The 22,250-nt window shown below is 46.1% G+C and carries 19 protein-coding genes; 6 read left to right on the top strand and 13 right to left on the bottom strand.

Going from position 1 to position 22,250, the window contains the following annotated elements; translation table 11 throughout:
• Positions 1–19 precede the first annotated feature (19 nt).
• Both MADE_RS17935 and MADE_RS17930 read left to right on the top strand, forming a co-directional pair.
• Positions 20–1,102, top strand: a complete 1,083-nt coding sequence (locus MADE_RS17935) for a CNNM domain-containing protein (RefSeq protein WP_012519832.1) — start codon at positions 20–22, stop codon at positions 1,100–1,102.
• Between the two features lie 52 nt (positions 1,103–1,154).
• Positions 1,155–2,333, top strand: coding sequence for an energy transducer TonB (locus tag MADE_RS17930; RefSeq protein WP_012519833.1), 1,179 nt, complete (start codon positions 1,155–1,157; stop codon positions 2,331–2,333).
• Positions 2,334–2,386: 53 nt separating this feature from the next.
• Here MADE_RS17930 and MADE_RS17925 read toward each other — a convergent pair whose 3' ends face one another.
• The 5 genes from MADE_RS17925 to pdsR all read right to left on the bottom strand — a co-directional run bounded on the left by MADE_RS17925 (position 2,387) and on the right by pdsR (position 9,787).
• Positions 2,387–3,043 carry a methylamine utilization protein gene (locus MADE_RS17925; RefSeq protein ID WP_012519834.1) on the bottom strand — a complete coding sequence of 219 codons (657 nt, stop codon included), beginning with the start codon at positions 3,041–3,043 and terminating at the stop codon, positions 2,387–2,389.
• A 452-nt stretch (positions 3,044–3,495) separates the two neighbouring features.
• Positions 3,496–4,176, bottom strand: a complete 681-nt coding sequence (locus tag MADE_RS17920) for a Fe2+-dependent dioxygenase (protein ID WP_012519835.1) — start codon at positions 4,174–4,176, stop codon at positions 3,496–3,498.
• A 72-nt stretch (positions 4,177–4,248) separates the two neighbouring features.
• Positions 4,249–6,555 carry a TonB-dependent receptor gene (locus MADE_RS17915; protein WP_012519836.1) on the bottom strand — a complete coding sequence of 769 codons (2,307 nt, stop codon included), beginning with the start codon at positions 6,553–6,555 and terminating at the stop codon, positions 4,249–4,251.
• A gap of 261 nt (positions 6,556–6,816) precedes the next feature.
• The gene (gene pdsS, locus MADE_RS17910; protein ID WP_012519837.1) at positions 6,817–8,985 is read right to left on the bottom strand and encodes a proteobacterial dedicated sortase system histidine kinase; all 2,169 of its coding nucleotides are present in this window, start codon (positions 8,983–8,985) and stop codon (positions 6,817–6,819) included.
• A gap of 112 nt (positions 8,986–9,097) precedes the next feature.
• Positions 9,098–9,787: a proteobacterial dedicated sortase system response regulator gene (pdsR, locus tag MADE_RS17905; RefSeq protein WP_012519838.1), complete on the bottom strand. Its 690-nt coding sequence runs from the start codon at positions 9,785–9,787 to the stop codon at positions 9,098–9,100.
• Between the two features lie 660 nt (positions 9,788–10,447).
• Between pdsR and MADE_RS17900 the strand changes: the two genes are divergently transcribed.
• Genes MADE_RS17900 through trmB form a run of 3 tightly spaced genes read left to right on the top strand, consistent with a single transcriptional unit; the run spans position 10,448 to position 12,890 of the window.
• The gene (locus MADE_RS17900) at positions 10,448–11,380 is read left to right on the top strand and encodes an ABC transporter ATP-binding protein (RefSeq protein WP_012519839.1); all 933 of its coding nucleotides are present in this window, start codon (positions 10,448–10,450) and stop codon (positions 11,378–11,380) included.
• A gap of 26 nt (positions 11,381–11,406) precedes the next feature.
• Positions 11,407–12,222 (top strand): ABC transporter permease, encoded by an 816-nt coding sequence (locus MADE_RS17895; protein ID WP_012519840.1) that lies wholly within the window; start codon positions 11,407–11,409, stop codon positions 12,220–12,222.
• Positions 12,222–12,890 (top strand): tRNA (guanine(46)-N(7))-methyltransferase TrmB, encoded by a 669-nt coding sequence (trmB, locus tag MADE_RS17890; protein ID WP_012519841.1) that lies wholly within the window; start codon positions 12,222–12,224, stop codon positions 12,888–12,890. The genes MADE_RS17895 and trmB overlap by 1 nt, the downstream gene beginning before the upstream one ends.
• Before the next feature lie 93 nt (positions 12,891–12,983).
• On the opposite strand, the gene MADE_RS17885 is transcribed toward trmB, so the two are convergent.
• On the bottom strand, positions 12,984–13,715 hold the full coding sequence (locus tag MADE_RS17885) for an EAL domain-containing protein (RefSeq protein WP_012519842.1): 732 nt from the start codon (positions 13,713–13,715) through the stop codon (positions 12,984–12,986).
• A gap of 548 nt (positions 13,716–14,263) precedes the next feature.
• On the opposite strand from MADE_RS17885, the gene panP reads away from it, so the two are divergent.
• Positions 14,264–15,898 (top strand): pyridoxal-dependent aspartate 1-decarboxylase PanP, encoded by a 1,635-nt coding sequence (panP, locus tag MADE_RS17880; RefSeq protein ID WP_012519843.1) that lies wholly within the window; start codon positions 14,264–14,266, stop codon positions 15,896–15,898.
• A 208-nt stretch (positions 15,899–16,106) separates the two neighbouring features.
• On the opposite strand, the gene panC is transcribed toward panP, so the two are convergent.
• From panC to sfsA, 7 genes are all read right to left on the bottom strand, one after another.
• Positions 16,107–16,955, bottom strand: a complete 849-nt coding sequence (gene panC / locus MADE_RS17875) for a pantoate--beta-alanine ligase (RefSeq protein ID WP_012519844.1) — start codon at positions 16,953–16,955, stop codon at positions 16,107–16,109.
• Positions 16,956–16,966: 11 nt separating this feature from the next.
• Positions 16,967–17,761, bottom strand: coding sequence for a 3-methyl-2-oxobutanoate hydroxymethyltransferase (gene panB / locus MADE_RS17870; RefSeq protein WP_012519845.1), 795 nt, complete (start codon positions 17,759–17,761; stop codon positions 16,967–16,969).
• Positions 17,762–17,819: 58 nt separating this feature from the next.
• Positions 17,820–18,317, bottom strand: a complete 498-nt coding sequence (gene folK, locus MADE_RS17865; RefSeq protein ID WP_012519846.1) for a 2-amino-4-hydroxy-6-hydroxymethyldihydropteridine diphosphokinase — start codon at positions 18,315–18,317, stop codon at positions 17,820–17,822.
• Positions 18,310–19,629 carry a polynucleotide adenylyltransferase PcnB gene (gene pcnB, locus MADE_RS17860; protein WP_012519847.1) on the bottom strand — a complete coding sequence of 440 codons (1,320 nt, stop codon included), beginning with the start codon at positions 19,627–19,629 and terminating at the stop codon, positions 18,310–18,312. The genes folK and pcnB overlap by 8 nt, the downstream gene beginning before the upstream one ends.
• A 98-nt stretch (positions 19,630–19,727) precedes the next feature.
• Entirely contained in the window at positions 19,728–20,711 is a 984-nt protein-coding gene (gene gluQRS, locus MADE_RS17855; RefSeq protein ID WP_012519848.1) for a tRNA glutamyl-Q(34) synthetase GluQRS, read from the bottom strand.
• Between the two features lie 75 nt (positions 20,712–20,786).
• Complete coding sequence (dksA, locus tag MADE_RS17850; protein WP_012519849.1) at positions 20,787–21,236, bottom strand: RNA polymerase-binding protein DksA; 450 nt, start codon at positions 21,234–21,236, stop codon at positions 20,787–20,789.
• 220 nt (positions 21,237–21,456) lie between these two features.
• Complete coding sequence (gene sfsA / locus MADE_RS17845) at positions 21,457–22,173, bottom strand: DNA/RNA nuclease SfsA (protein WP_012519850.1); 717 nt, start codon at positions 22,171–22,173, stop codon at positions 21,457–21,459.
• Between the last annotated feature and the right edge of the window lie 77 nt (positions 22,174–22,250).

The raw sequence follows: 22,250 nt of genomic DNA, 5'->3' as shown, positions 1-22,250 counted from the left end.
GGACGCTTGGAACAACTACATGCTTTTACTTATTGTGTACGTCTTCATTGCACTGGGCTTTTCTTTTTTGTGCTCCATTGCAGAGGCTGTAATTCTGAGTGTTTCGTCAGCGTATATCTCGGTATTGGAGAAAGACGGCAAACCAAGCGGCGCGCTATTGCGCAGTCAAACTGATAATATAAATACGCCGCTATCGGCTATATTAACGCTGAACACTATCGCTCATACCATGGGTGCGGCGGGGGCTGGCGCCCAGGCAGCAGCGGTGTTCGGCGATGCATATTTAGGCGTGATCTCAGCTGTACTGACGCTGCTTATCCTTATTTTCTCGGAAATTATTCCTAAAACACTAGGGGCAACATACTGGCGTACGTTGGCTCCGGTTACGGCTTATTTTCTTAAGTACCTTTCGCTTATTCTCATGCCGTTTGTGAAAATGTCAGAGCTTATGACTAAAGGGTTTAAGGAAGACAGCCCATTTCGAGGCTTAAGTCGCAGCGAGCTACATGCTATGGCTGAATTATCAGGGCAAGAAGGCCAACTTGCTAACCATGAAGCGGCGTTCTTACAAAGCTTGCTGAGCCTGCATGAGCTTAAAATAAAGGATGCAATCACCCACCGAACCGCCTTGTTCAAAGTCTGCGAGACCATGACAGTAGAGGAGTTTTTTCATAAGCACGCCAATATAGAGTTTTCCCGTATTCCCGTTTTTGAAGACAAAGATTCAGAGAACATTACGGGCTTTGTTATGCGCTCAGATTTACTGGTGGCACAGGCGCGGGGCAATACCGAGAAGCCGCTTTCTGAATATGCTAAAGATATGGTCACGGTACTTAACACTATGCCCTTGTCGGTAACGTTCGAACACTTTATCAATAAGCACGTACACATGCTGCTGGTAGTGGATGAGTACGGCGGCTTGGAAGGGGTGCTAACCCTTGAAGATTTGCTTGAGCGTTTGTTAGGCGTAGATATTATTGACGAGAAAGACACCACAGTAAGCATGCGCCGGCTGGCCAAGATGATGACGAAACGCAAAGAGCAGATGATGATTAAAAATGTGCCCGATGCGTCTCTTGAGAACTCATCGAAAAAAAACTAAGCTAGTGGAATAGGCGTAATGATGTACAAACCCATGATTAAGGATGATTTATATGAAAGCAGTACAATGGAAAAGTAAACGCAATTCCTTCTCTCATACGCAAATATATACTGCTAAGCAAAACAAGCGGGTTTTCGTTTTGGCAACACTGTTTACGTCGCTTTTAGCAACCAGCGCAGTAGCCCAAGAACTCAGCATTCCCTGTGATGAAGTTGAAGAAAAAGCACTAGCAGAAGCCAAGACTAACGAAGTGGAGCGGATAAGTGCATTTAAACCTGCGACCCCGTTAGAGCGCGTTGACCCTAGATATCCTTCTTCTGCAGCGAGAAAAGGCCGTGAAGGCTGGGTTAGGCTGAGCTACGTTATTGATGAGGAAGGCAGAGTGAAAGACCCTGTGGTAGAAGACTTTTTCGGAAGCCCCTCTTTTAAGCGCAGTGCGCTATCAGCCGTTAAGAAGTGGCAGTATAATCCAGCAATAAAGGACGGTGAACCTACTCAGCAATGTCACCAAGCTGTTCAAATGGATTTCGCCTTAGTCGGAAAAACGGGCGCCACACGTAAATTTATTAAAGCGTATAAAAACGTAGATGAGATATTTAAAGCGGGTAATGTTGAAGCGGCAGACGAAGCTTTTAAAGAGCTATCAAGTTGGGATACGTTAAATCGTTACGAGAATGCTTGGTTGCTGAGCTTGGAATCACAGATTGCAGGTGCTAAAGGCGACATCGAAAGGGAAGCGAAAAGCTTATCGCGGTTGCTTGCTAGCAATGGACAAAAGCGCTTTAACAATGCCGTGTTTGATGACGACTACGTGGCTTACGCGCTTCAAAGAAAAATCCTTCTGGATGCTCAGCGCGGGCACTATGCGGAGGCGTTAAAGTCGTACAGCACACTTCAAGAAATGGAAGAGCAACAAGCGCGCGTTGACGAGATCGCTGCAATTATAAAAAAGATCGAAACATCAATTGCCTCTGAAAATAACCTAAAGGTACCTGTGAGCATAGGGGACAATGGACGTTGGTTTCACACGCTGGTAAGAAACAAGTTTGCTTTTAATAACATACAGGGCGAACTTGATACTGTAGAAGTGCGCTGTGACTCTCACCGAGAAAAGTTCACCGTAGCCGAGGCTCATGTTTGGCATATTCCACAGAGCTGGGGGCAATGCCAGGTTATGGTTAAAGGTGACAGTGAAACAAAATTTGATCTAGTCGAGGTTGCCAAAGGTTAAGCTTCGGCTTTTTTAGCTTAAAGTGATGTGAATGCGCCAGTGGCAAGTCGCATTTAATAGTCGCCGAAAGCTGAATCAAACTCATCGTCAAGGCTTATGGTTGTATTAAGCGCCCATGTTACTTGAGTATCGGTAGACACAGAAATGGACTGTGGAGGGAGCGCTTTTTCACCTTCCACTTCGGGATGCCAAAAACGGACGGTGTATTCACCGTGGGGTAGCGAGACTAAAGATTGCCCCTCTGTATTGGTTTTTCCAAAATACGGCGAGTCGGATACAACAATGTACCCTAACATCCAATCATGAATATTACAGCCAATATCCACAATACCTGCATTTTCAAAGCGTAAAGGCTCTGCCGTAAACTCTTTATAAAGCTTTAGTTCGAATTGTTTCGTAGGTGAAAATGAATAGACGTGGTGAAACAAATTATCCGCATTAGGGAAAGTCACTTCAGTACCCGCTTTTACCACAAGCACGTGAGGTTCAAACTGTTTATCTATTTGATTCATTACGGCTGGCTTTTGGTGTGGCATTTGATGCTCATCCACCTCAAACTGCGGCTCAAATAGAAATACGCCGTTATCGACAGGCTCACCATCGCTATCATTCAGCGTGATAGAAAAGCTAGCGGTTTGGGCATTTTGTCCTAAGGCCATACCTGAACAAGCCATAAGAAGAAGGGCGGTAAAAAGTGTCTTATATTTCATCCAAGTACCACAAAGGTTAGGGTTAAAAGAGAGCATCGATTGAATTATACCAGTCCGTATAGATAATTACCCACTCAGCGAGAGTTAAAATGTTCGTAATCGCGGCGTGTTACCGCAGGTATAGTGGCTCTACATCAAGGTGACACAACAAAGAGTACGGACATTTTAAACTCGCCCTTCGGGAAGGTCTGGCAAGCTTCCTAGCTTCATTCTGGGAATTTGAAAGGGAGCAGCCATTCCTGCATTCCCACGCTTTGCTAGGAAACTTGCCAGCGCCTTCTGAGTGGGCACTTATCTATGCGGATTGGTATTAGTCATAGAATAAACTCAGTAATATACAACTCGCTACACCTTTAGTATAAGACCTTGTTGACTAGGTGTTTATTTCGTTCGCTCTCAAGAAAACTTTTGCGATAGTACTTGTGTCAGATTGTGCTTGAGTTTAATCGCGGTTAAACCTGAGAAAACTTTCTGACCAAGTTATGGTAAACATGATGAAGTCCATCAAGCTGCTCTCGCTCTGCGGTGCCTACGTTAACCAATGATTGAATGCTTTGATCAAGCTGGAAAAGGGTTTCACGCATTTGCTGGTCGCTCACCATGCTTTGTATCCATGTAATGGCCGCGATGCGCTCGCCTTTCGTGACGGGCGTGACTTTATGGAGGCTCGATGAGGGATATAAAATGGCGCTTCCGGCATCGCACTTAACTTTTTGTTCCCCGAACCCGGTTTGAATAACTAATTCTCCGCCTTCATAGTCTTCTTTAGGCGTTAAGAAAACGGTCATCGACATATCGCTTCTTAATACATCTGGCGTGTTCGGAATACGCATAATGGCGGCGTCTACGTGATAGCCGTAGGTTTGCGACTCGCTGTAGCGGTTAAAGCAAGGTGGAAATATACGTTGAGGCAACGCGCCTGAGATGACGGTAGGGTTATTGCCCAGCTTACTTAGTAACGCGTTAGCAAGCTGCTGAACGCGACTGTCTTGGGCGTCTGCCTGACCATTATTTTTAACACCTGCCGCCATACCCATTGCCGTGCTCTTCCCGTCATTAAAGGGAACACTCGCTAACTGCTGGCGAAACTGAGTCACTTCGTCTTTTGTCAGTAGGTCATCAATAATAATCATGTTTTCAACGCTTTTAAGGGTGTTTTTAATATAAAAAGACCTAGGCAGTTGCCTGCCTAGGTCATACTAGCATTAAAATTCGTAGCTAACGGTACCTGTAATGTTGCGACCATCACCGATATACATGAAGGCGCCAGAACGGTAGGCTGCCGTCCAGTATTCTTCGTCAAACAAGTTTCCAATGTTAACACGGAAAGTTAGTGACTCTGAGTGATAGTAGTTAGCAAATAGATTAACCACTTGATAATCAGGAACTACGATAGAGTACTCTCCGGTTTCAGCGCTATAGCCAGCTGCAGTATCTGGTTGACCACCATACATTTCTGACTGATAGCTGTAGTCTCCACCAAAGGCAAATTTCTCGTTAGGCTGATAACGCATTTGAATATAGAAACTCTCATCAGCAAAGTTACTTAGTGCTAAGCCAAGGTTATCTTCACTGTATGATTTAAGCACTTCTGAGTCCATGAACGCAGCAGACGCCTGAATGCTAAGCTTATCGGTAATGTCACCGCTTAAACCAAACTCAATACCTTCTACGCGGTTTTCACCGGTATTCAATGTGCCAAGCGTTGAGTAGGCATCACCTACACTTTCATGTACATCACTTTTGGTGATACGGAAAAGTGCTGCATTGGCGACTAGCTTTTCATCGAACAGTGACCATTTGGTACCTAACTCAATGTTTTCTACTTGTTCTGGGTCTGCTTGAGATGCTTGTTCTGGTGTACCACAAATACCGCCATAACCACAGTTAGCACCAAGATCTGACTCACCGCCGTTTATGTTGGTTGCCGTGCTATACGAGGCGTAGATATTGCCGTTTTCAGTTACGTCGTAAACTAAGCCTAAATGACCGTTGTACAGTTCATCCTCGAAGGCATAAAGCTGATCACCACTGCGTCCTGACGTTGCATTGGTGTAATCGTAGCTATCTACACGAAGACCGGCGAAAACGTTAAGGTCATCGGTAAGTTCAAAGGTGTCCATAACATAGAGTGAGTAGGTTTCAATATCAAACAGCGCATCTGCATCACCACGTGTGAAGGCTTTGCCCATTAATCCACTGATGTTTTCAACTTCGTTGCCACTGCCATCTAACAAGCAATAGCTTTCAGATACACCGCGGCGGCCGCTGGTTAAACAGTTTGATGGATTGGTGTAATCCATATTGAACACGCCGTTGTCTACCGACTCATCGGTATATTCAAAACCGAATACAAAGCGGTGGTCAACGCCTGCGAAAGCCGTATCCCAAAAAAGGTTAAACTGTGTAGTTACATAGTCAACTTCCTGCCAACCTTGGTGGTTGCTCAATGAAAGCGTATACGCCCCTGGTGCAGTAGGGTCTGTTGCGTCACGGTTCGTGCCGCGCATACCTGTCGTAATATATTCGTTTTCCGTTTTACCTACACGGGTTGCGTTATAAAAACGCACGTTATCGCTAATGTCATACTCAGTACGCAAGGTGAATGTGGTCACTTCCGAGTTCTGGAAGTCCTCGTCTTGTGCATACACAGGTATATCTTCAAGCGGGTAGCCTGCATCACGATCGTAATAGCTACCTAGGTCAGGAATGTCTTCTGCATTGAGGTAATACAAGTCGCCAGTGAACGACAAGCGGTCAGTAGGCTGATTCACATAAGAAAGCTGCACACCTTCACGGTCACGCTCAATGCCTTCACGTCCTGGCTTATCTTCAGAAGAATAAAGGCCATTTAATCGCACTGCGCTGGTTTCACTAAGCGTTTTGTTTAAATCAACGGTTAAACGCATGTGCTCATCGGTACCAACTGCGGCATCAACACGGCCGAAGTTATAAGCGGTAGACGCCTTTTTGGTGATAGAGTTAACCGCACCACCTGAAGAGCCACGGCCTGCGAAAGTAGAGCTCGGGCCTTTAGTAATTTCAACACGCTCGGTTGCGAAACTTTCACGTGTTGTCATACCCGGGTCGCGCAGACCATCAACAAATACGTCACTGCGCGCTTCGTGGCCACGAATGATGTAGCGGTCACCAAAAGCATTACCATTCTCACCAGTACCTAACGTTACACCAGCTTGCGCTTGTAAAATGTCTTTAAGGTCGGTTCTTCCGCTTTCTTGAATTTGGTCTTGAGTAAGAACACTAATGGTTTGTGGTGTATCGACTAAGTCCGCTAAGCGTCGAGGATCGCCAGACTTGTTGTAGCGGTAGATAGATTGCTGAACGCCATGAATGCGAATGAGCTCTATGGCTTCATCAGATGCTGCTTTACATTCAGCAGATGTCGCATCTTCGCACTTCTCTACACTTTCCTGTGCCATAACTGCACCGCCGCCAAATGCCAGCGCCGCGGCGATGGTTTGTGCACCCATCGTTAATTTAGTGTTTTTCATTCTGTTTCCCTTGAGTGTGTGTAAGGACGACGAAGTTTATGTAATCAGACGGCTAATGTAAATATAAATGATAAACATTCTCATTATTGCATTTTAAAAGGAGATTTTAATATTGCTAAACTGAAGGGTTAGTAGACTCGGGTGCTATAACACAAGTTGCTGATTTTCCAGTTTTTTTAAAGGCTTTAATAAGGGGGCTAACTAACAAAAGGGATGCTATTTGCAAGTCACTGTGGTTGGTCTCGTGCCAAGCATCAATGATCATAATGGGAAAGTAATAGTGACAATAACCCCAGTGCCATCTGTCTTGTCGTTCAGTAAAAGCTGGCCCTTATGAAAATTTGCAATCATATTAGCGATGTACAGGCCGAGACCTAAATGGGGGGAGTGAGTGGTATTTTGCATCTCGTTTTCTTTTCTAACCGATACCATAGACTGGGTTAGCTGGCTTTTCATACCTTGTGGCAATAACGGACCAGGGTTGCTTACGCTCAAAAACACCTGCTTGTCTTTTTTTTCAAGAGAAATCACAATTTCGTCGTTGTCTTGGCTGAAATCTACCGCGTTTGAAATAACCTTATCAAAGAGTTGAGCCACTAACTCAGCAGAGCCATAAACGGGTAGCGTATTATCTGACGTTGAAAAGCGCCAAATCCTTTGCGCATAAGCGTGTTTATAACCTTCAACGCACCCCTGTATTACTTCAACAATATTAAACTGGGCCATATCTTCTTGAGCAATGGCTTGTTCAAGGCGGGTCGCTTCACTCATGCTGTTTAAGATAGTGCTTAAGCGATTCACACCAGACTGAGCGCGCTCTACGAATACCGCTTGTTGCGACGTGTCGTTAACATGAGAAAGCATATCTAGTGACGATTTTACCACTGCAATAGGCGTTCTTAGCTCGTGAGATAAACGTGACGCCATATTTTCCAAATAGGAGTTATATTGCTGCAAGCGTGAAAGAACATCGGCGAAAGAGCGGGATAGGTCGCCAATTTCATCTCGCTGATTAGATGCCGGCAAGGTGCCAATAATTTTTCCGTTATCGTCAATAACGGCTTCAGTATCATCTCTCAGCGAGCGAATGCGATTGGAAATGCGCGTAGCAAACAGCAGCAGGCCTAAGGTACCTATACTCATCACCGCTAATATCACGTGAAATAACTGTTCTAATGCACGGTTTCTTAACGTGCGTATGCCGTTTGTCGTTTGCTCAACGATAACCGCGCCCATTACGTTACCTTCAATAAAAATAGGGTAGGCGGCGGAAAGTACTATGGCTTTGTTATCAGGTGACAAGCGCCATAATGACTCGGGCTGACCGTTCAGTACGGTGCCTAAGTCTTGCCCTACAAGGGCGTATGCGTCGTCAAGCTCGTCAATAAAGTCAGCCGGTGGGCGTGTAAGAATTTGGTAATAAAGAGGAAGTAACCACTTACTTTCAACCCAGTGCCAAACGGGGTTAGACGGTGATTCTTTTTTATCCACTTCAATACCCGTTGCTGACTGAATATCGCCAGCGCGGGCGAGTACTCGCTTGTGTTTATCTACCACCCATACGCGAGAGTCGGCATATTTTAGCCCAGCCAGTATGCGCTCTATTTCGGGGGAGGGGGTGATAACCGTGCCAAGCTCACTAAGCACCTTAGTGTTAGCGCTACCTAACGCGTACTGCTTAAGCCGGTTCGTACTATTATCTACATCGACGAGGGTAAAAGCTAAACCGCCAGTGGTCATCGACAGCGGAAAGCGTAGCTCAATGTTGTAACCTGTCGCGGTTTCTTGCCAGCGGCCTTGTATCGATAGCGCGTTCTCTACCGCTCGCGTCGTTGTAGTGTTTTTCGCTAACTTATAGGCGTTAACCCAACCGCTTTCATACGGCGCAACAACATATCTTGCCAATTCACCTTGTGGCGTTTCCATGCCAATCAGCAGGTGGTCGCCGGTTTCGACGCTTAAACTATTGGGCTGACGCCATAACAGAGTGTCATCGCTAACTTCAAACATGGCATAAAGAAACTGCCCATAGCGGCCTACCATGTGTGTAAAAGACAAGCTGGTCGGCTTGCCGTCGTACCCGTTGTAATACTCGATAACCTCATCACCATCATATTCACTTATTAACTCACTGACTTGCTGCCAGTCGTTGAGTTCGCCATCAAGGCGAATGGGCGACGGAATAGGCAGGGCGTAAAGATCAGTGCCGGGGCGTACGTCTTGAAGGTATGCCGATTGGCTATCAAAAAGCGCAGGACGTTCATGAAGTGCGGTGGCAACAGCGCGGGCGGTGCCAATCATGGTTTGTTCTTGGCCGTTACGCAGGTACTGCTCAAGCTCCCACACGTAGTTGTAACCCAGGTAGGGGATGGTGAACAAAAACAGCGACAGCACCATAAGCTGAAGGCGAATAGAAAAGCGAAATCCCATGATTTTAATACACAGCCTTGTTATTTAGCCCTGGTACACAAACTCGTTTACTCGCCCTATCATATTGCCCCCTAGATACCGTTATTTTGTATTACGCTGTGCCACTAGCCCCTTAAAGCTGCCAGCGATAACCCATGCCGTACACCGTATCGATGTGATCAAAGTTAGGGTCTAACTGCACAAACTTTTTACGCATACGCTTTATATGGGAAGTAATGGTGGTGTCGTCTACCACCATGCGAGACTCGTCCATTAACTGTTGGCGGCTTTTTACATGCCCCGGTCGCTTAATAAGGGCGTGCAACATCCAAAACTCGGTAACAGTAAGCAAAACCGCTTGGTTCTGCCAACTTACGGTCATTCGCGACACATCCACTTTCAAATCGCCTACTTTAAGCTCATCTTTTTGCTCAGAGGGGGCAGCAAGTAAGTCTGTTCTTCTAAATAACGCAGCGATACGCGCCAATAAGTGGGCCATACTAATGTCTTTAGTCAGGTAGTCGTCTGCACCCATTCTAAGGCCACTTATAGTATCCACATCGTTATCTCGGGCGGTAAAAAAGATAATAGGCAGCGTTTGCGATAGCCCTCTAAGCTGCTGACACAGCATGAAACCACCTTCTATTTCATCTTTTAAGCCAATATCTATAATGGCCAAATCAGGCAGCGTATGGTTAAACGCCTCAGCAGCAGATGGCCTATCTTCATATGCGTTAACGCTATAGCCCTGCGCTTTTAGCGCCATAATGTAGTTTTCTCGAATGGCTGCGTCATCTTCTACTAATGCGATTGTCTTTGGCATACATTAATCCGCAATTTAAAATGTTATAGAGCGCACACTATACCTGTGAAAACGGCGGTTTGCTTAAGTTCGACATAAAATCCATAAGCCCGCCTCATTTATGCCATATTTGAGATACGTATTTAGACGCCCTCACCCCAGTCTCCCCCTAAGCGTTGTAGGCTGTACGGCGTGCTAGGCTAGACCCCGCCACAGATTAGCGGCCTTTAAAAAGCAACACAACATTTCCATAATTGACGGCTTTTTATGCCATGAATGTGGGGTTAAATATCTTGTGCCTGATGAAGGTTAGCTCGCTAGACATCATGGCCGCAAAGCCCTGTAGTCAATAAGCTAACTGATTCTACCGTAGAAGCGGTAAGGCTGAACTTCTACGCTAAAAAACTACCCTTTGCACTGTGTGCTACCCCAACGGTACACAGCGCGTTTTTGTTTAAGCCTCACCTTTAAAAAAGTGTCGCTTCGCTTTTAAAACTGTATCTACAGTTAAGGTTGAAATTGGCGCTTTTGCTATCACTTACTACTCCTTAAACCGTTTAAAGCAACCACTAAGCGCGAGTGTATTCATTTAATAGCATGAACTAGGTTACACTTTGTCAATTAAGATAACCAAATCTTACCTACGCGGGTTAGATGTCACACTCTCAACACAGGTAAATCATGAAAGCGTTGGATATTCAGGGGTTAACGAAAACCTATAAAGGCGGTGTGCAAGCGCTAAAAGGCGTAGATCTCACCGTGCAAGAAGGGGACTTCTTCGCACTACTTGGTCCGAATGGGGCGGGTAAATCTACCACTATTGGTATCATCAGTTCATTGGTTAACCAAACAAACGGAAGCGTTTCTGTGTTTGGTTACGACCTCACAACGCAGAAAGAACAAGCTAAAGCCTGTATAGGGTTAGTGCCGCAAGAGTTCAATTTCAATCAGTTTGAAACCGTATTGCAAATTGTGCTCAACCAAGCGGGCTATTATGGCGTTCCGCGTAGCGTAGCCAAGGAGCGCGCTAAAAAGTACTTGGCCCAACTAGACTTATGGGAAAAGCGCGATGCACGGGCTCGCGAATTATCTGGCGGTATGAAGCGCAGGCTAATGATAGCTCGCGCGCTTATGCATGAACCTAAATTGCTTATTCTCGACGAGCCAACCGCGGGTGTTGATATTGAAATTCGCCGCTCTATGTGGGGCTTTTTAGAAGAGATCAATCGTCAAGGCATCACTATTATCCTCACTACCCACTACCTTGAAGAAGCAGAAATGCTGTGCCGTAACATCGCTATTATTAACAAAGGCACCATCGTAGAAAATACCAGTATGAAAGCGCTGCTTTCGAAGCTGAACGTAGAAACCTTTGTGCTGGACATCAAAATACCTGAAACCGCCGCAAAGGCCAGTGGCTTACTGGCCGGTTTTGAACACCGGCTTATTGACGACCACACCCTTGAAGTAGACGTAGAGAAAACCGAAGGCCTAAACCCAGTGTTCACCCAGTTAAGTGAAAAAGGCGTTCAGGTTATGAGCATGCGCAACAAATCAAATCGCCTTGAAGAGTTGTTTGTACGTTTAGTTGAATCGGCAAAGCAAGCCGGCTAAGCGAAAAACGGGAAAGGTGAGAATTAATGAAAACTGAAAGTACACAAATGAATACAGAACAAAACGTAGGGTGGTTTAAGCAAAACTACGTGGCCCTAACCACTATCTGGATAAAAGAATGCACGCGCTTTTTGCGCATATGGGTACAAACCCTTGTACCGCCGGCCATTACGATGAGCTTGTACTTCGTCATATTTGGAAGCCTTATTGGTAACCGTATAGGCGAAATGGGCGGCTTTACCTACATGAAGTTTATTGTTCCTGGGCTGATAATGATGTCTGTTATCACAAACTCATATGCGAACGTGTCTTCATCGTTTTTTAGCGCTAAGTTTCAGCGCAATATTGAGGAGCTATTAGTCTCTCCGGTGCCAACATCGGTCATTATTTTAGGGTACGTCGGTGGCGGTGTCGCTCGGGCTATACTCATTGGCATTATTGTGACCTTGGTATCGCTTTTCTTTGTCGACGTGCAAATTCACCATCTTGGCATTATTGCGATAACCTTATTGCTTACCTCTACCTTGTTCGCTACAGCAGGTTTAATTAACGCCGTGTTTGCGAAAACCTTCGATGATATTAGCGTTGTGCCTACGTTTGTTTTAACACCGTTAACTTATTTAGGCGGGGTATTTTATTCTCTTACTTTGTTACCCGAATTTTGGCAGTGGGTAAGTAAAGCGAACCCTGTTGTGTATATGGTGAATGGCTTCCGCTATGGCTTTTTGGGTGTATCCGACGTGGATATCACCCTGTCTTTAAGCTTGCTGGTGGGCTTTAATGCGCTGCTATTTAGCGTAGCTTACTACTTACTTAAAACTGGAAAAGGTATTCGCAGTTAATGGCTAGCGGCAACTCAAGAGAAATCACTACCTCGCAGGTAGGCGTTCACGACAAGCTGGACGACTTGGTGAAAAAGTATCAGGTTAGCGAAAATAAGCGGCCTATCAGTGCTCATACCCAAGCGGCGTTTGACGAGGTGAGTAGGTGGCTTGACGGCTTTGACGGTGAGGTGATTTTGGACTCTTGCTGCGGCGTGGGTGAAAGCACGGCCCATATAGCGCGGGCAAACCCCGATGCCCGCGTGATTGGTGTGGATAAATCAGCGCTTCGCGTTGATAAACATGAACACTACAGCGCAGCGCAGGATAACTACAAAGTGATCCGCGCTGATGTGAACGACCTGTGGCGTTTAGTTAAGCAATCGAATTGGAATGTTACCCAGCACTTCTTGCTTTACCCCAATCCGTATCCAAAGAAAACTCAGGTACAAAAGCGTTGGCATGCCAGTGCGGCAATGGTCGATTTAATGGCGATAACGCCCAATGTGGAAGTGCGCAGCAACTGGCTGGTTTACTTAATGGAGTTTGCGCAGGCCGCAAAGCACTACGGGTTAATCTCAGATTTAACTGAGGTTACAGGCAGCGTTCACATGACCCCCTTTGAAAGAAAATATCGAGGCAGTGGGCAAGCATGTTGGCAACTACATTGTCGAAGTGAAGAAAGCTGATATACGTCAAAAACGCTTTTTTATGCACTAGGCAGATGCCAAGGCATCTGCCGTCTATTAGCGAATAACAGAAAACGCTCGCACCCTCCGAGTCTAATGACGGGCTTTAGCGCTTCGTACATTTGCCAGTGGTGGGCTAAACACATAGCCTTGAGCATAGCGAATAGGTAAGCGCTTCACACTTTCTAAGTGAGCCTCGTCTTCAACGTGCTCGGCAATAGTACTCACGCCGTGGCGTTCACACAGCGACAGTAAATAATCCACATACTCTCGCACGGCTTCTTGCTGGTCGTAATGTTTTATTAATCCGCCAGCTAATTTTATTCCCCTTATCGGCAAATTCATTAGCGCACGTATGTTTCCCGGGCACGACCCCACATTATCTACGAACACACCTAGCCCAGCATGCGCGCTTTTTTCTATAAACGTAGTTAAACTTTTGGGGTTAGAAAGGGCCGTTGATGCGCTCACTTCTATGCTAACTCGCTCAGGCGTTGGGTAGCTTGCTAAATGTGTAATAAGGGTATGGGTTAATTCCTTGTTCTCTAAATCTTTCGCGGTAATGTTGATGTTCCATGGAATATTTACGTCGTGAAAATAGCTCGCGCACTGTACAAACATGTTTGCAGCCAGTGAATTTACATGCTGCTCACGCTCAATAAGATATAAAAACTCGCTGGGAAGAAACGTCTTATCGCCTTGGGTAATGAGGCGCGCTAGACATTCATAACGCCACACTCCTTGACTGTTTAAATCAACGATAGGCTGAAAATAAGGCACGATATCTTCAATGGAGAAATCCTCGGATATTTCGCGTATGGGCATAAACCGACCTCCTTGCATTGTCGTAATAAATTAACTGCTGGGTTAACTGCCTATACCGCTCGATTTGTATAGCACGTTCAACATCAACACTATTCACAAATTAAATATAGTAGAGAGTGTGAAACTTTGCGGCGCTAATTTTAAAGTAGTAATGTGTGTCACTCTGGTCGCTTGTTATCGGTAAACCGAGTTCCACGGTTAGCCGGTTTGTATATTAAAGCTGACTAATCAGTCTGCATCGCTGGTTTTGTGCAACGAATTGCTTAGCGCTGCCTCTTGGCGAGCTAGGCAATCTGATGTAAAGTGCGACACCCTGAAAGTGTTGTGATAAGTTTTCAGGTTTGGCAACGAATGGACCGCGCCAATATACTTCAGCTTAACCGGTAACGCTTTCGGATAAGCTAGTAAATAGCTGCACTGATAAGTGCACGCTAGATGGCTGAAAGGAAAAGTAAGTGTCAGGCCGGTGTCCTACAAAACCGCCTGTTTATTTCGCCTAATAAACGTAGTGCGAAAGGTGTGAATGTTTTAAGTATGAGGTGTGTTGAGTGGGTGAAGCGCAAGTTAGTTTAGAGCACCTGTTTAGGGTCTTTACCAAACCTGAACACAAAGACTCAAAGCTGGCTCAAATTGAGCAGCATTTATCTGACAATATCTTAGATTTTCTGTCGCAGCACGTGGTGACAAAGAAGACATCGTTAGAAGAAATTGAAAAAGACTTCTCAGACTCGAAAGTACCTGAGTCGCCAGAGTTTGTGTCTACGCATGCTGAAAGCTTACTTGATAAGCTGGTTGCGCATTCTGTAAATACCTATTCACCGACTTTTATTGGTCATATGACCTCTGCGCTACCTTATTTTCATCTGCCGTTATCTAAGTTAATGGTGGGCCTTAATCAGAACTTGGTGAAAATTGAAACATCGAAAGCCTTCACGCCTTTAGAGCGTCAAGTGCTAGGTATGATGCACAACTTAGTGTACGACCAACCGCAACGCTTTTACGATAATCATTTACACAGCGCGGCGCACTCATTAGGCGCATTTTGCTCAGGCGGAACCATCGCGAACATCACTGCACTATGGGTAGCGCGCAACAAGCTGCTTGGCCCACAAGACGGTTTCTGTGGTGTCGCGAAAGCGGGTCTGGCAGCGGCATACCGACATCTCGATATAAACAACTTAGGCGTGATGTGCTCTAAGCGTGGTCACTACTCTCTGTCTAAAGCCGTTGATGTACTAGGTTTAGGTCGTGATCAGCTACTGACAATCCCGGCGCCGCGACAAACCCTTGATCCGGCAAAAGCCCTTCGTATTGGTAAGCGTTATCAGGAAGAGGGTAACAAACTCCTTGCTATAGTGGGTGTGGGCGGTACTACCGAAACCGGGCACGTAGACCCTCTTGATGAGTTAGCAGACGTTGCTAACGAGTTAGGCTGCTGGTTCCATGTGGATGCCGCGTGGGGGGGAGCAACACTGTTTTCTTCACGCTATCGCGATAGGTTAAAAGGCATTGAGCGCGCTGACTCGGTAACGATAGATGCCCACAAGCAAATGTATGTGCCAATGGGGGCAGGCATGGCCCTATTTAAAGACCCACAAAATGCTAATGCAGTAAGGCATCACGCACAGTATATTTTGCGCGCTGGTTCGAAGGATTTGGGGGCCACCACGTTAGAAGGCTCTCGTAACGGTATGGCGATGATGGTCTATTCCGCCCTGCATATTTTCGGGCGGAAGGGGTACGAGCTACTTATCGACCGCAGTATTGATAAAGCGAAAGACTTCTCGCACATGATAGACAAAGCGGGTGACTTTGAGTTAACCACCACCCCGACATTATCACTACTGACTTATCGGGTGTGCCCTGAAGAAGTGCAAGAGAAGCTTAAACACGCCGATGCCAACATGCGCAATGCGATTAATGAGAAAGTGGACGCCCTTGTTGTGGCTGTTCAAAAGCAGCAGCGTGAAGCGGGTAAGTCGTTTGTGTCACGTACGCGCTTAGAAGCGCCTGATTACCCTTCCCAATGTATTACGGTATTTCGTGTTGTGTTAGCGAACCCGTTGACCAGCCATAACGATTTAGCGGCTATTTTGGCTGAACAGCATCTTATTGCGAAAGAAACACAGGCGTGGGCAGAGTTGATGAACTTCGTGCGCGATTCTGAAAAGGTGGCGTCCTAGCTATTTTAAGCAGAACAGGGCCTGAGTATTTGCTCGATTAGACGGATGCTGGTTCGTTAGGCAACCAATTTAAATCAAATAAAAAACGCCCGAGACTGCTGTCTCGGGCGTTTTTTATTAATTTCATTTTGTCATTAAGCGGTATTTGGGAACGCTTACCCGAGGTGGGAGTTAACATGCCGCTTTGGGGTGTCTGTAAAAGAAGGCCCTATCGAGTAATCTGAAGGTTATCAATAAGGCGTGTTTTTCCCATGAACATGGCAACTAACAGAACGAGCTCCTTGTCGTTTGCGGTGGCTGCCTTAAACGTGCTTGCGTTGACTACCTGACAATAATCTTTTTTAAAGCCCTTGGCTTCAAGGTTGGTAACCATCGCGTCTTCAAGTTCTGAAAAGTCAATATTGCCACCCTCGATACCTGCTTTAACGCGCTGCATCTCTTCATAAATAGCACTCGCGGTGGCCTTTTCTTCCTTTGACAAGTAGCCATTTCTAGAGCTCATGGCCAGCCCCGAGGCTTCGCGTTCTGTGGGTACACCGTGAATGGTAACCGCCATAGACAAATCGCGGGCCAATGCACGGATAACCTGCAACTGTTGAAAGTCTTTTTCGCCAAAGAATGCGTCGTCTGGCTGCACCATATTAAACAGTTTAGTCACCACGGTAGCGACGCCGCGAAAGTGACCAGGGCGACTTGCGCCACAGTGAGAATCTGAAATGCCCGGTACTTCAACGAAGGTTTGGGCATCGAGGCCCGCAGGGTACATTTCAGCTACACTCGGTAAAAATACGGCGTCTGCACCTACTGAAATAAGCTTGGCTTTATCTTCTTCAATGGTGCGGGGGTAAGCGTCTAAGTCTTCGTTAGCGCCAAACTGCATTGGGTTAACAAAAATGCTTACCACAACGTTGTCGTTGTGCGCCTTAGCTTTTTTAACAAGCTTAAGGTGACCATCGTGCAGGTTGCCCATTGTGGGAACAAACCCTACACTCTCGCCATTGCGACGCCACGCATTAACGGTTTGGCGCAATGTGGAAATACTATCAATCACCTTCATATCTAACCTCGTTACTGAAAGCTGTGTTCTGGCGATGGGAACGCACCGCTTTGTACGTCTTCAATGTATTTAGACACGGCTTTACGCATATCGCCTGTTTCGACAAGGTAGTTCTTAGAGAACTTAGGCATGTAATTCGCGCTAATACCAAACATGTCATGCATCACTAAAATTTGGCCATCGGTATCTTTACCTGCACCTATGCCAATGACAGGAATGGTCAGTGCTTCGCTAACAGCTTTGCCTAGTGAAGAAGGTACGCATTCAAGGACTAATAGCTGAATACCCGCTTCTTCAAGAGCTTTTGCTTCGCTTAATAACTTCTCTGCTTGGCTTGCCTCACGACCTTGGACTTTAAACCCGCCAAATACATGCACCGATTGCGGTGTTAAACCCAAATGGCCACAAACAGGTACACCGCGCAGGTTCAGCCCTTTAATGGTGTCGCACAACCAACTACCGCCTTCCATCTTTACCATACTTGCACCTGCTGCCATTAACTTGGCAGCGTTTGCATAGGTTTGCTCTGGCGTGGCATAAGACATAAATGGCATATCGGCTAAGACGAACGCGCGCTCTGTACCGCGACGTACACTTTTAGTGTGATACGCAATATCATCGATAGTGACGGGGAGGGTGTCGTCTTCACCTTGAAGAACCATGCCTAAAGAGTCACCTATAAGAAGCGCGTCAACGCCTTGTTCATCGAACATTTTGGCGAAGCTAGCGTCATAAGCGGTTAAAGACGTGATCTTTTCTCCGGCCTGCTTTTTCTTAAGCAAACCCGAAACTGTTACTTTCTTCATGACATGTCTCAGATTGATATTGGTTGATATCGTGTGGCGAACTATACGGATTTTGCGGCTAATTGGAAGAGCGTAGGCGTCGAAGTCCATCTAGGGAGCAGTTTGCTACCCAAGCAGAAATCGGCTTGCCGTCGTGCATCACCATATTGGGCGCAATTTCAAACAGCGGCACCATGACGAATTCTCGCTCAGCCATTCCATAGTGCGGAATGATTAGGTCGGCAGTATCAATATTTTCACTGCCGTATAGCAAAATATCCAAATCGAGGGTCCGAGGGCCCCAGCGTTCGCCTTTGCGCTCACGGCCCTCTTCAAGCTCTATGCGCTGAAGCTGCTTTAGCAGCCCATGAGGCTTCAACGCAGTTTCTATCAAGCATACTGCATTGATGTAGTCTGGCTGATCCTGTGGGCCCATTGGTTTACTAGAGTACAGTGACGAGGTCTTTAAAACACGGGTATCTTCTAACTTGCCCATTGCGTCGAATGCTTTTTGGGCTTTACCTTCACTATCGCCAAGGTTACTGCCTACACCAATATATACGTGTTCTTTATGCATCGGGACCTCGCTTAGCGGGTTTACGCTTGCGTTTGCGAGGGCCGCCTTTGGCGCCACCTTCGCTTTTGCGAAGGGCGTTTAACATGCCCTTCTGCTTGCCGTTGTCAGCGTGTTGGAAGTGCGTCCACCACTGCGCTAGCTCTAGTAAGTCGCCACCTTCTACCTGGCCTCTTACTAGTAAAAAGTCATAGCCAGCTCTAAATTTAGGATGTGTTAGCAGTTGGAAAGCGCGGCGTCCAAAACGTTTTGGTAAACGCTGTTGTAAAATCCAGATATCTCGCACCACGGTGGAGAAGCGCTTAGGGATCATAATACGCTGTGTTTGACGGGAAATAACCTCGCCCGACGCAATATTGAATGCATCATGGGCATTTAAGCCAGATTCGCTTTGTAAATGCTGCGACTGTTCTTCAACCGGATACCACAGTAAAGCGGCGTATAAAAATGCCGGCGTAACACGCTGATTACTATTAATACGCTCATCGGTATTAGCTAGCACGCGGCGAACAAACTGCATTTCTCGGCTATTTTCGTCTTTTAAAAATGGCGCCAGCTGTGGGAATAGCGGCTCAATTAGTCCGTACTCGTGCAGCATCAAAAAGGTTACTTCCCCTTTGCCAGATAAAAACAGCTTTAGCGTTTCCTCGAAAAGGCGAGCGGGAGGAATGTTTTGCAGTAGGTTAGCCAGAGGCTTGATGGGTTCTGCGGTTTTTTCTTCAATGCGCATACCCAGCTTAACGGCGAAGCGTACAGCCCTTAACATACGTACCGGGTCTTCGCGGTAGCGGGTTTCAGGATCGCCAATAAGCTCAACTTCACGCTTTTCTATAGCGGCTAAGCCGTTTGCAAAGTCTGTTACTGTAAAATCTGCCACGCTGTAGTACATGGCATTGAAGGTAAAGTCGCGGCGTTCTGCATCTTCTTCTATCGAGCCAAATACGTTATCCCTTACGAGCTGTCCGTGAGAGTCCCGTTTCGCTACGACTTTCGCTTTAGGTACATTTTCGTCTTCATCTGACTCTTGATGGTGCCCGCGAAATGTGGCCACTTCAATGATTTCTCGACCAAACACGATATGTGCCAAGCGAAAGCGTCTTCCAATAAGGCGACAGTTTTTAAACAGGCCTTTAATTTGCTCTGGCGTTGCGTTGGTTGCCACGTCGAAGTCTTTTGGCTCGTGCCCCATCAAAATATCGCGCACACAGCCTCCAACCAAATACGATTCGAAGCCTGCTCCATTAAGGCGATACATTACTTTCAATGCATTTGCACTTATGTCTTCACGAGATATACCGTGCTCTCCACGGGTCATTGTCCTTGGCTTTAAAGCGTTAGGTGACGAACTCTCTTTTGAAAAAGCGCGCTTAACAGATTTAAAAACACGATGAATGATGATGGTATCTCCGCAGACTATAAAGGTTCGTTATAATAAGTTGATTCATGCTGTGGAACAATAATTTCGGCTGTTTTCACTACTTTTTTCCTACTCCACATGGAAATTGCCTCATTTAACACGGACTCAACGTTATTAAACGTTGCTGCACCAGGAAAGGAAAAGCCCAAAAAGTGCATTACGCGCACGATATTATCGATAGGTATGCTGTTGTTGACCGGGGCTGCCCGATTTTGTTTGCTTAATTTTCTGCCAGGCGCTACAGCAGCGACTGGGATGTGCCCATACTCAGGCGAAGTAAAACCAAGTGATTGATACACCGCCCGTTGTAAGGGGGTAACATCAATCAAATCACATCCTCTGATAACGTGGTTCACTTGCTGAAACACATCGTCAAGAACAACAACAAGGTTATAAGAAAATAAGCCATCTCTACGCTTTAGCACCACGTCCTCAGCATGTAATGCATCAGCGAAAGGCCCGCCCTCAGAAGCGTTAGTTTGCTGGTGGTTAAGTGAAAGCCCGGCGTGGGGCTTAACCTCACCCATAATTACATCGATGAAAGCGTCAAGGGGCACATCAAGTTTTAAACGTACTGCACTATCATCGTTTAACGGGAGGAGTGAACTACCCACGTGTTTATTACGACAGTGGCCATTGTAAACACCGCCCATGGCTTTAATTTGCTTCCGCGTACAGGTGCAGTAGTAAGCGCGCTCTTTCGCAATGAGCTCGTCAAGTACAATTTGGTAGCGTGCGTGCTGCTGACTTTGATAAAGCACCTCGTCGTCCCATAGTAATCCATGGGCTTCCAGCGTGCGAAGTATGTCTTTATCAACGCCGGCTATACAGCGGGGCTCGTCAATGTCTTCCATACGAACCAGCCATTTGCCGTTGTGGCTTTTAGCGTCGAGATAGCTGGCAACGGCAGTTACCAATGAACCGAAGTGAAGTTGGCCAGAAGGTGAGGGAGCAAAACGCCCTACATAACGGTTATGCATAATAAAGGGAGTTAATAAAAAGCCTCATCTTTGTGGGATGAGGCTTTCTGAATTAACATACTCTGGGTTAGTAACTTAACCTTGGAGCTGCTTTTCTTTGATTTCAGCCATAGTCTTACAGTCGATACATAGGTCAGCTGTAGGACGCGCTTCTAAGCGGCGAATACCAATTTCGATACCGCACGAATCGCAAAAGCCGAAATCGTCTTCTTCAATTCGCTTAAGCGTTTTTTCAATTTTCTTTATTAGCTTACGTTCACGGTCTCGTGTACGTAACTCAAGGCTAAACTCTTCCTCTTGAGCTGCACGGTCTACAGGGTCAGGGAAGTTTGCCGCTTCATCCTTCATGTGCGTTACCGTGCGATCAACTTCTTCGCGAAGCTGGTTGCGCCAAGCTTTAAGCAATAGACGGAAGTGTTCTAACTGGGGCTCGCCCATGTATTCTTCGTCAGCTTTAGGCTCGTATGGCTGTAAACCTGCCAGCGCTAATAGTCCTAGGGATTTTGTTTCTTTTCCTGTTGGCATGTGCCACATCTCCTACACTACGACATCCATCTTGTCCTGATTGGACCGATATCTATATCAGACTCGACAACTTCAGGCAATCAATCGTGTCTATGTAATTATTATGCTGGTGTGTCTTTTCTTCATTTAGCCAGCTGGCTACCAGCAAACGCATTAGTGCGTTCTCCCACTAAAACAAGGCGCAAATATGAAGGCGAAATGAAAAAAATCAACCTATTTTTTACAAAATTAAAGGGAGTGTTTGATTTAATAGGATTTTTTGTTCGTCTATTATGCAGCTTGCGGCAAGTAAGGATACGCCTGCGTCAGCGGCTTTCTTTACGCTTTCAGCGTAAGTTGGATCAATGTACTCAGCAACTTGAACACTTTCTATTGCTGTATGCTGAACGCAAAACAATAGGCTGGTCTTTATACCACTTTCAGCAAGACGAGCAAGCTCTAAACAATGTTTCGCGCCGCGCTGGGTTACCGCATCGGGAAAAAAGCCTTTCGAGTTTTCCGCTAAGGTGACGGATTTAACTTCCATATACTCGATTATACCTTGGTGTTGAGTATTTTCGCGCTCAAGCGCAAAGTCGAAGCGACTATTCGCTGTCGGTGGTGTTACTTCTGCTTTCCACCGTGTTATATCAGAAAATTCCTTCAGTACCTTGTTATCGAGTGCTTCCGCCACCAACTTATTAGCATTGTGCGTATTAATGCCGATGAAATGGCCGTCAAAAGTTTGCGCGAGTTCCCATGTGTATTTAAGCTTTCGTTTAGGGTTAGTCGACTCGCTAAGAAACACCGTATAGCCAGGCTCAGCGCAGCCACTCATAGCACCAGTATTAGGGCAATGAGCGGTAACAATAGTACCGTCTTCAAGTTCGACGTCAGCAAAAAAACGCTTGTACCTTTTTATAAGCGTACCGCGTAGTAAAGAAGGTGAAAACTTCATGTGTCGCCTTTTTAATTAGAGAATGTTAGGCCTTGTTTTATGCCATCGCTGCTAAGCCAATGCCTCGATGGTAAGGC

This window comes from Alteromonas mediterranea DE (assembly GCF_000020585.3).
Taxonomy (GTDB): domain Bacteria; phylum Pseudomonadota; class Gammaproteobacteria; order Enterobacterales; family Alteromonadaceae; genus Alteromonas; species Alteromonas mediterranea.
This window is presented reverse-complemented; position numbering and strand designations above follow the sequence as displayed.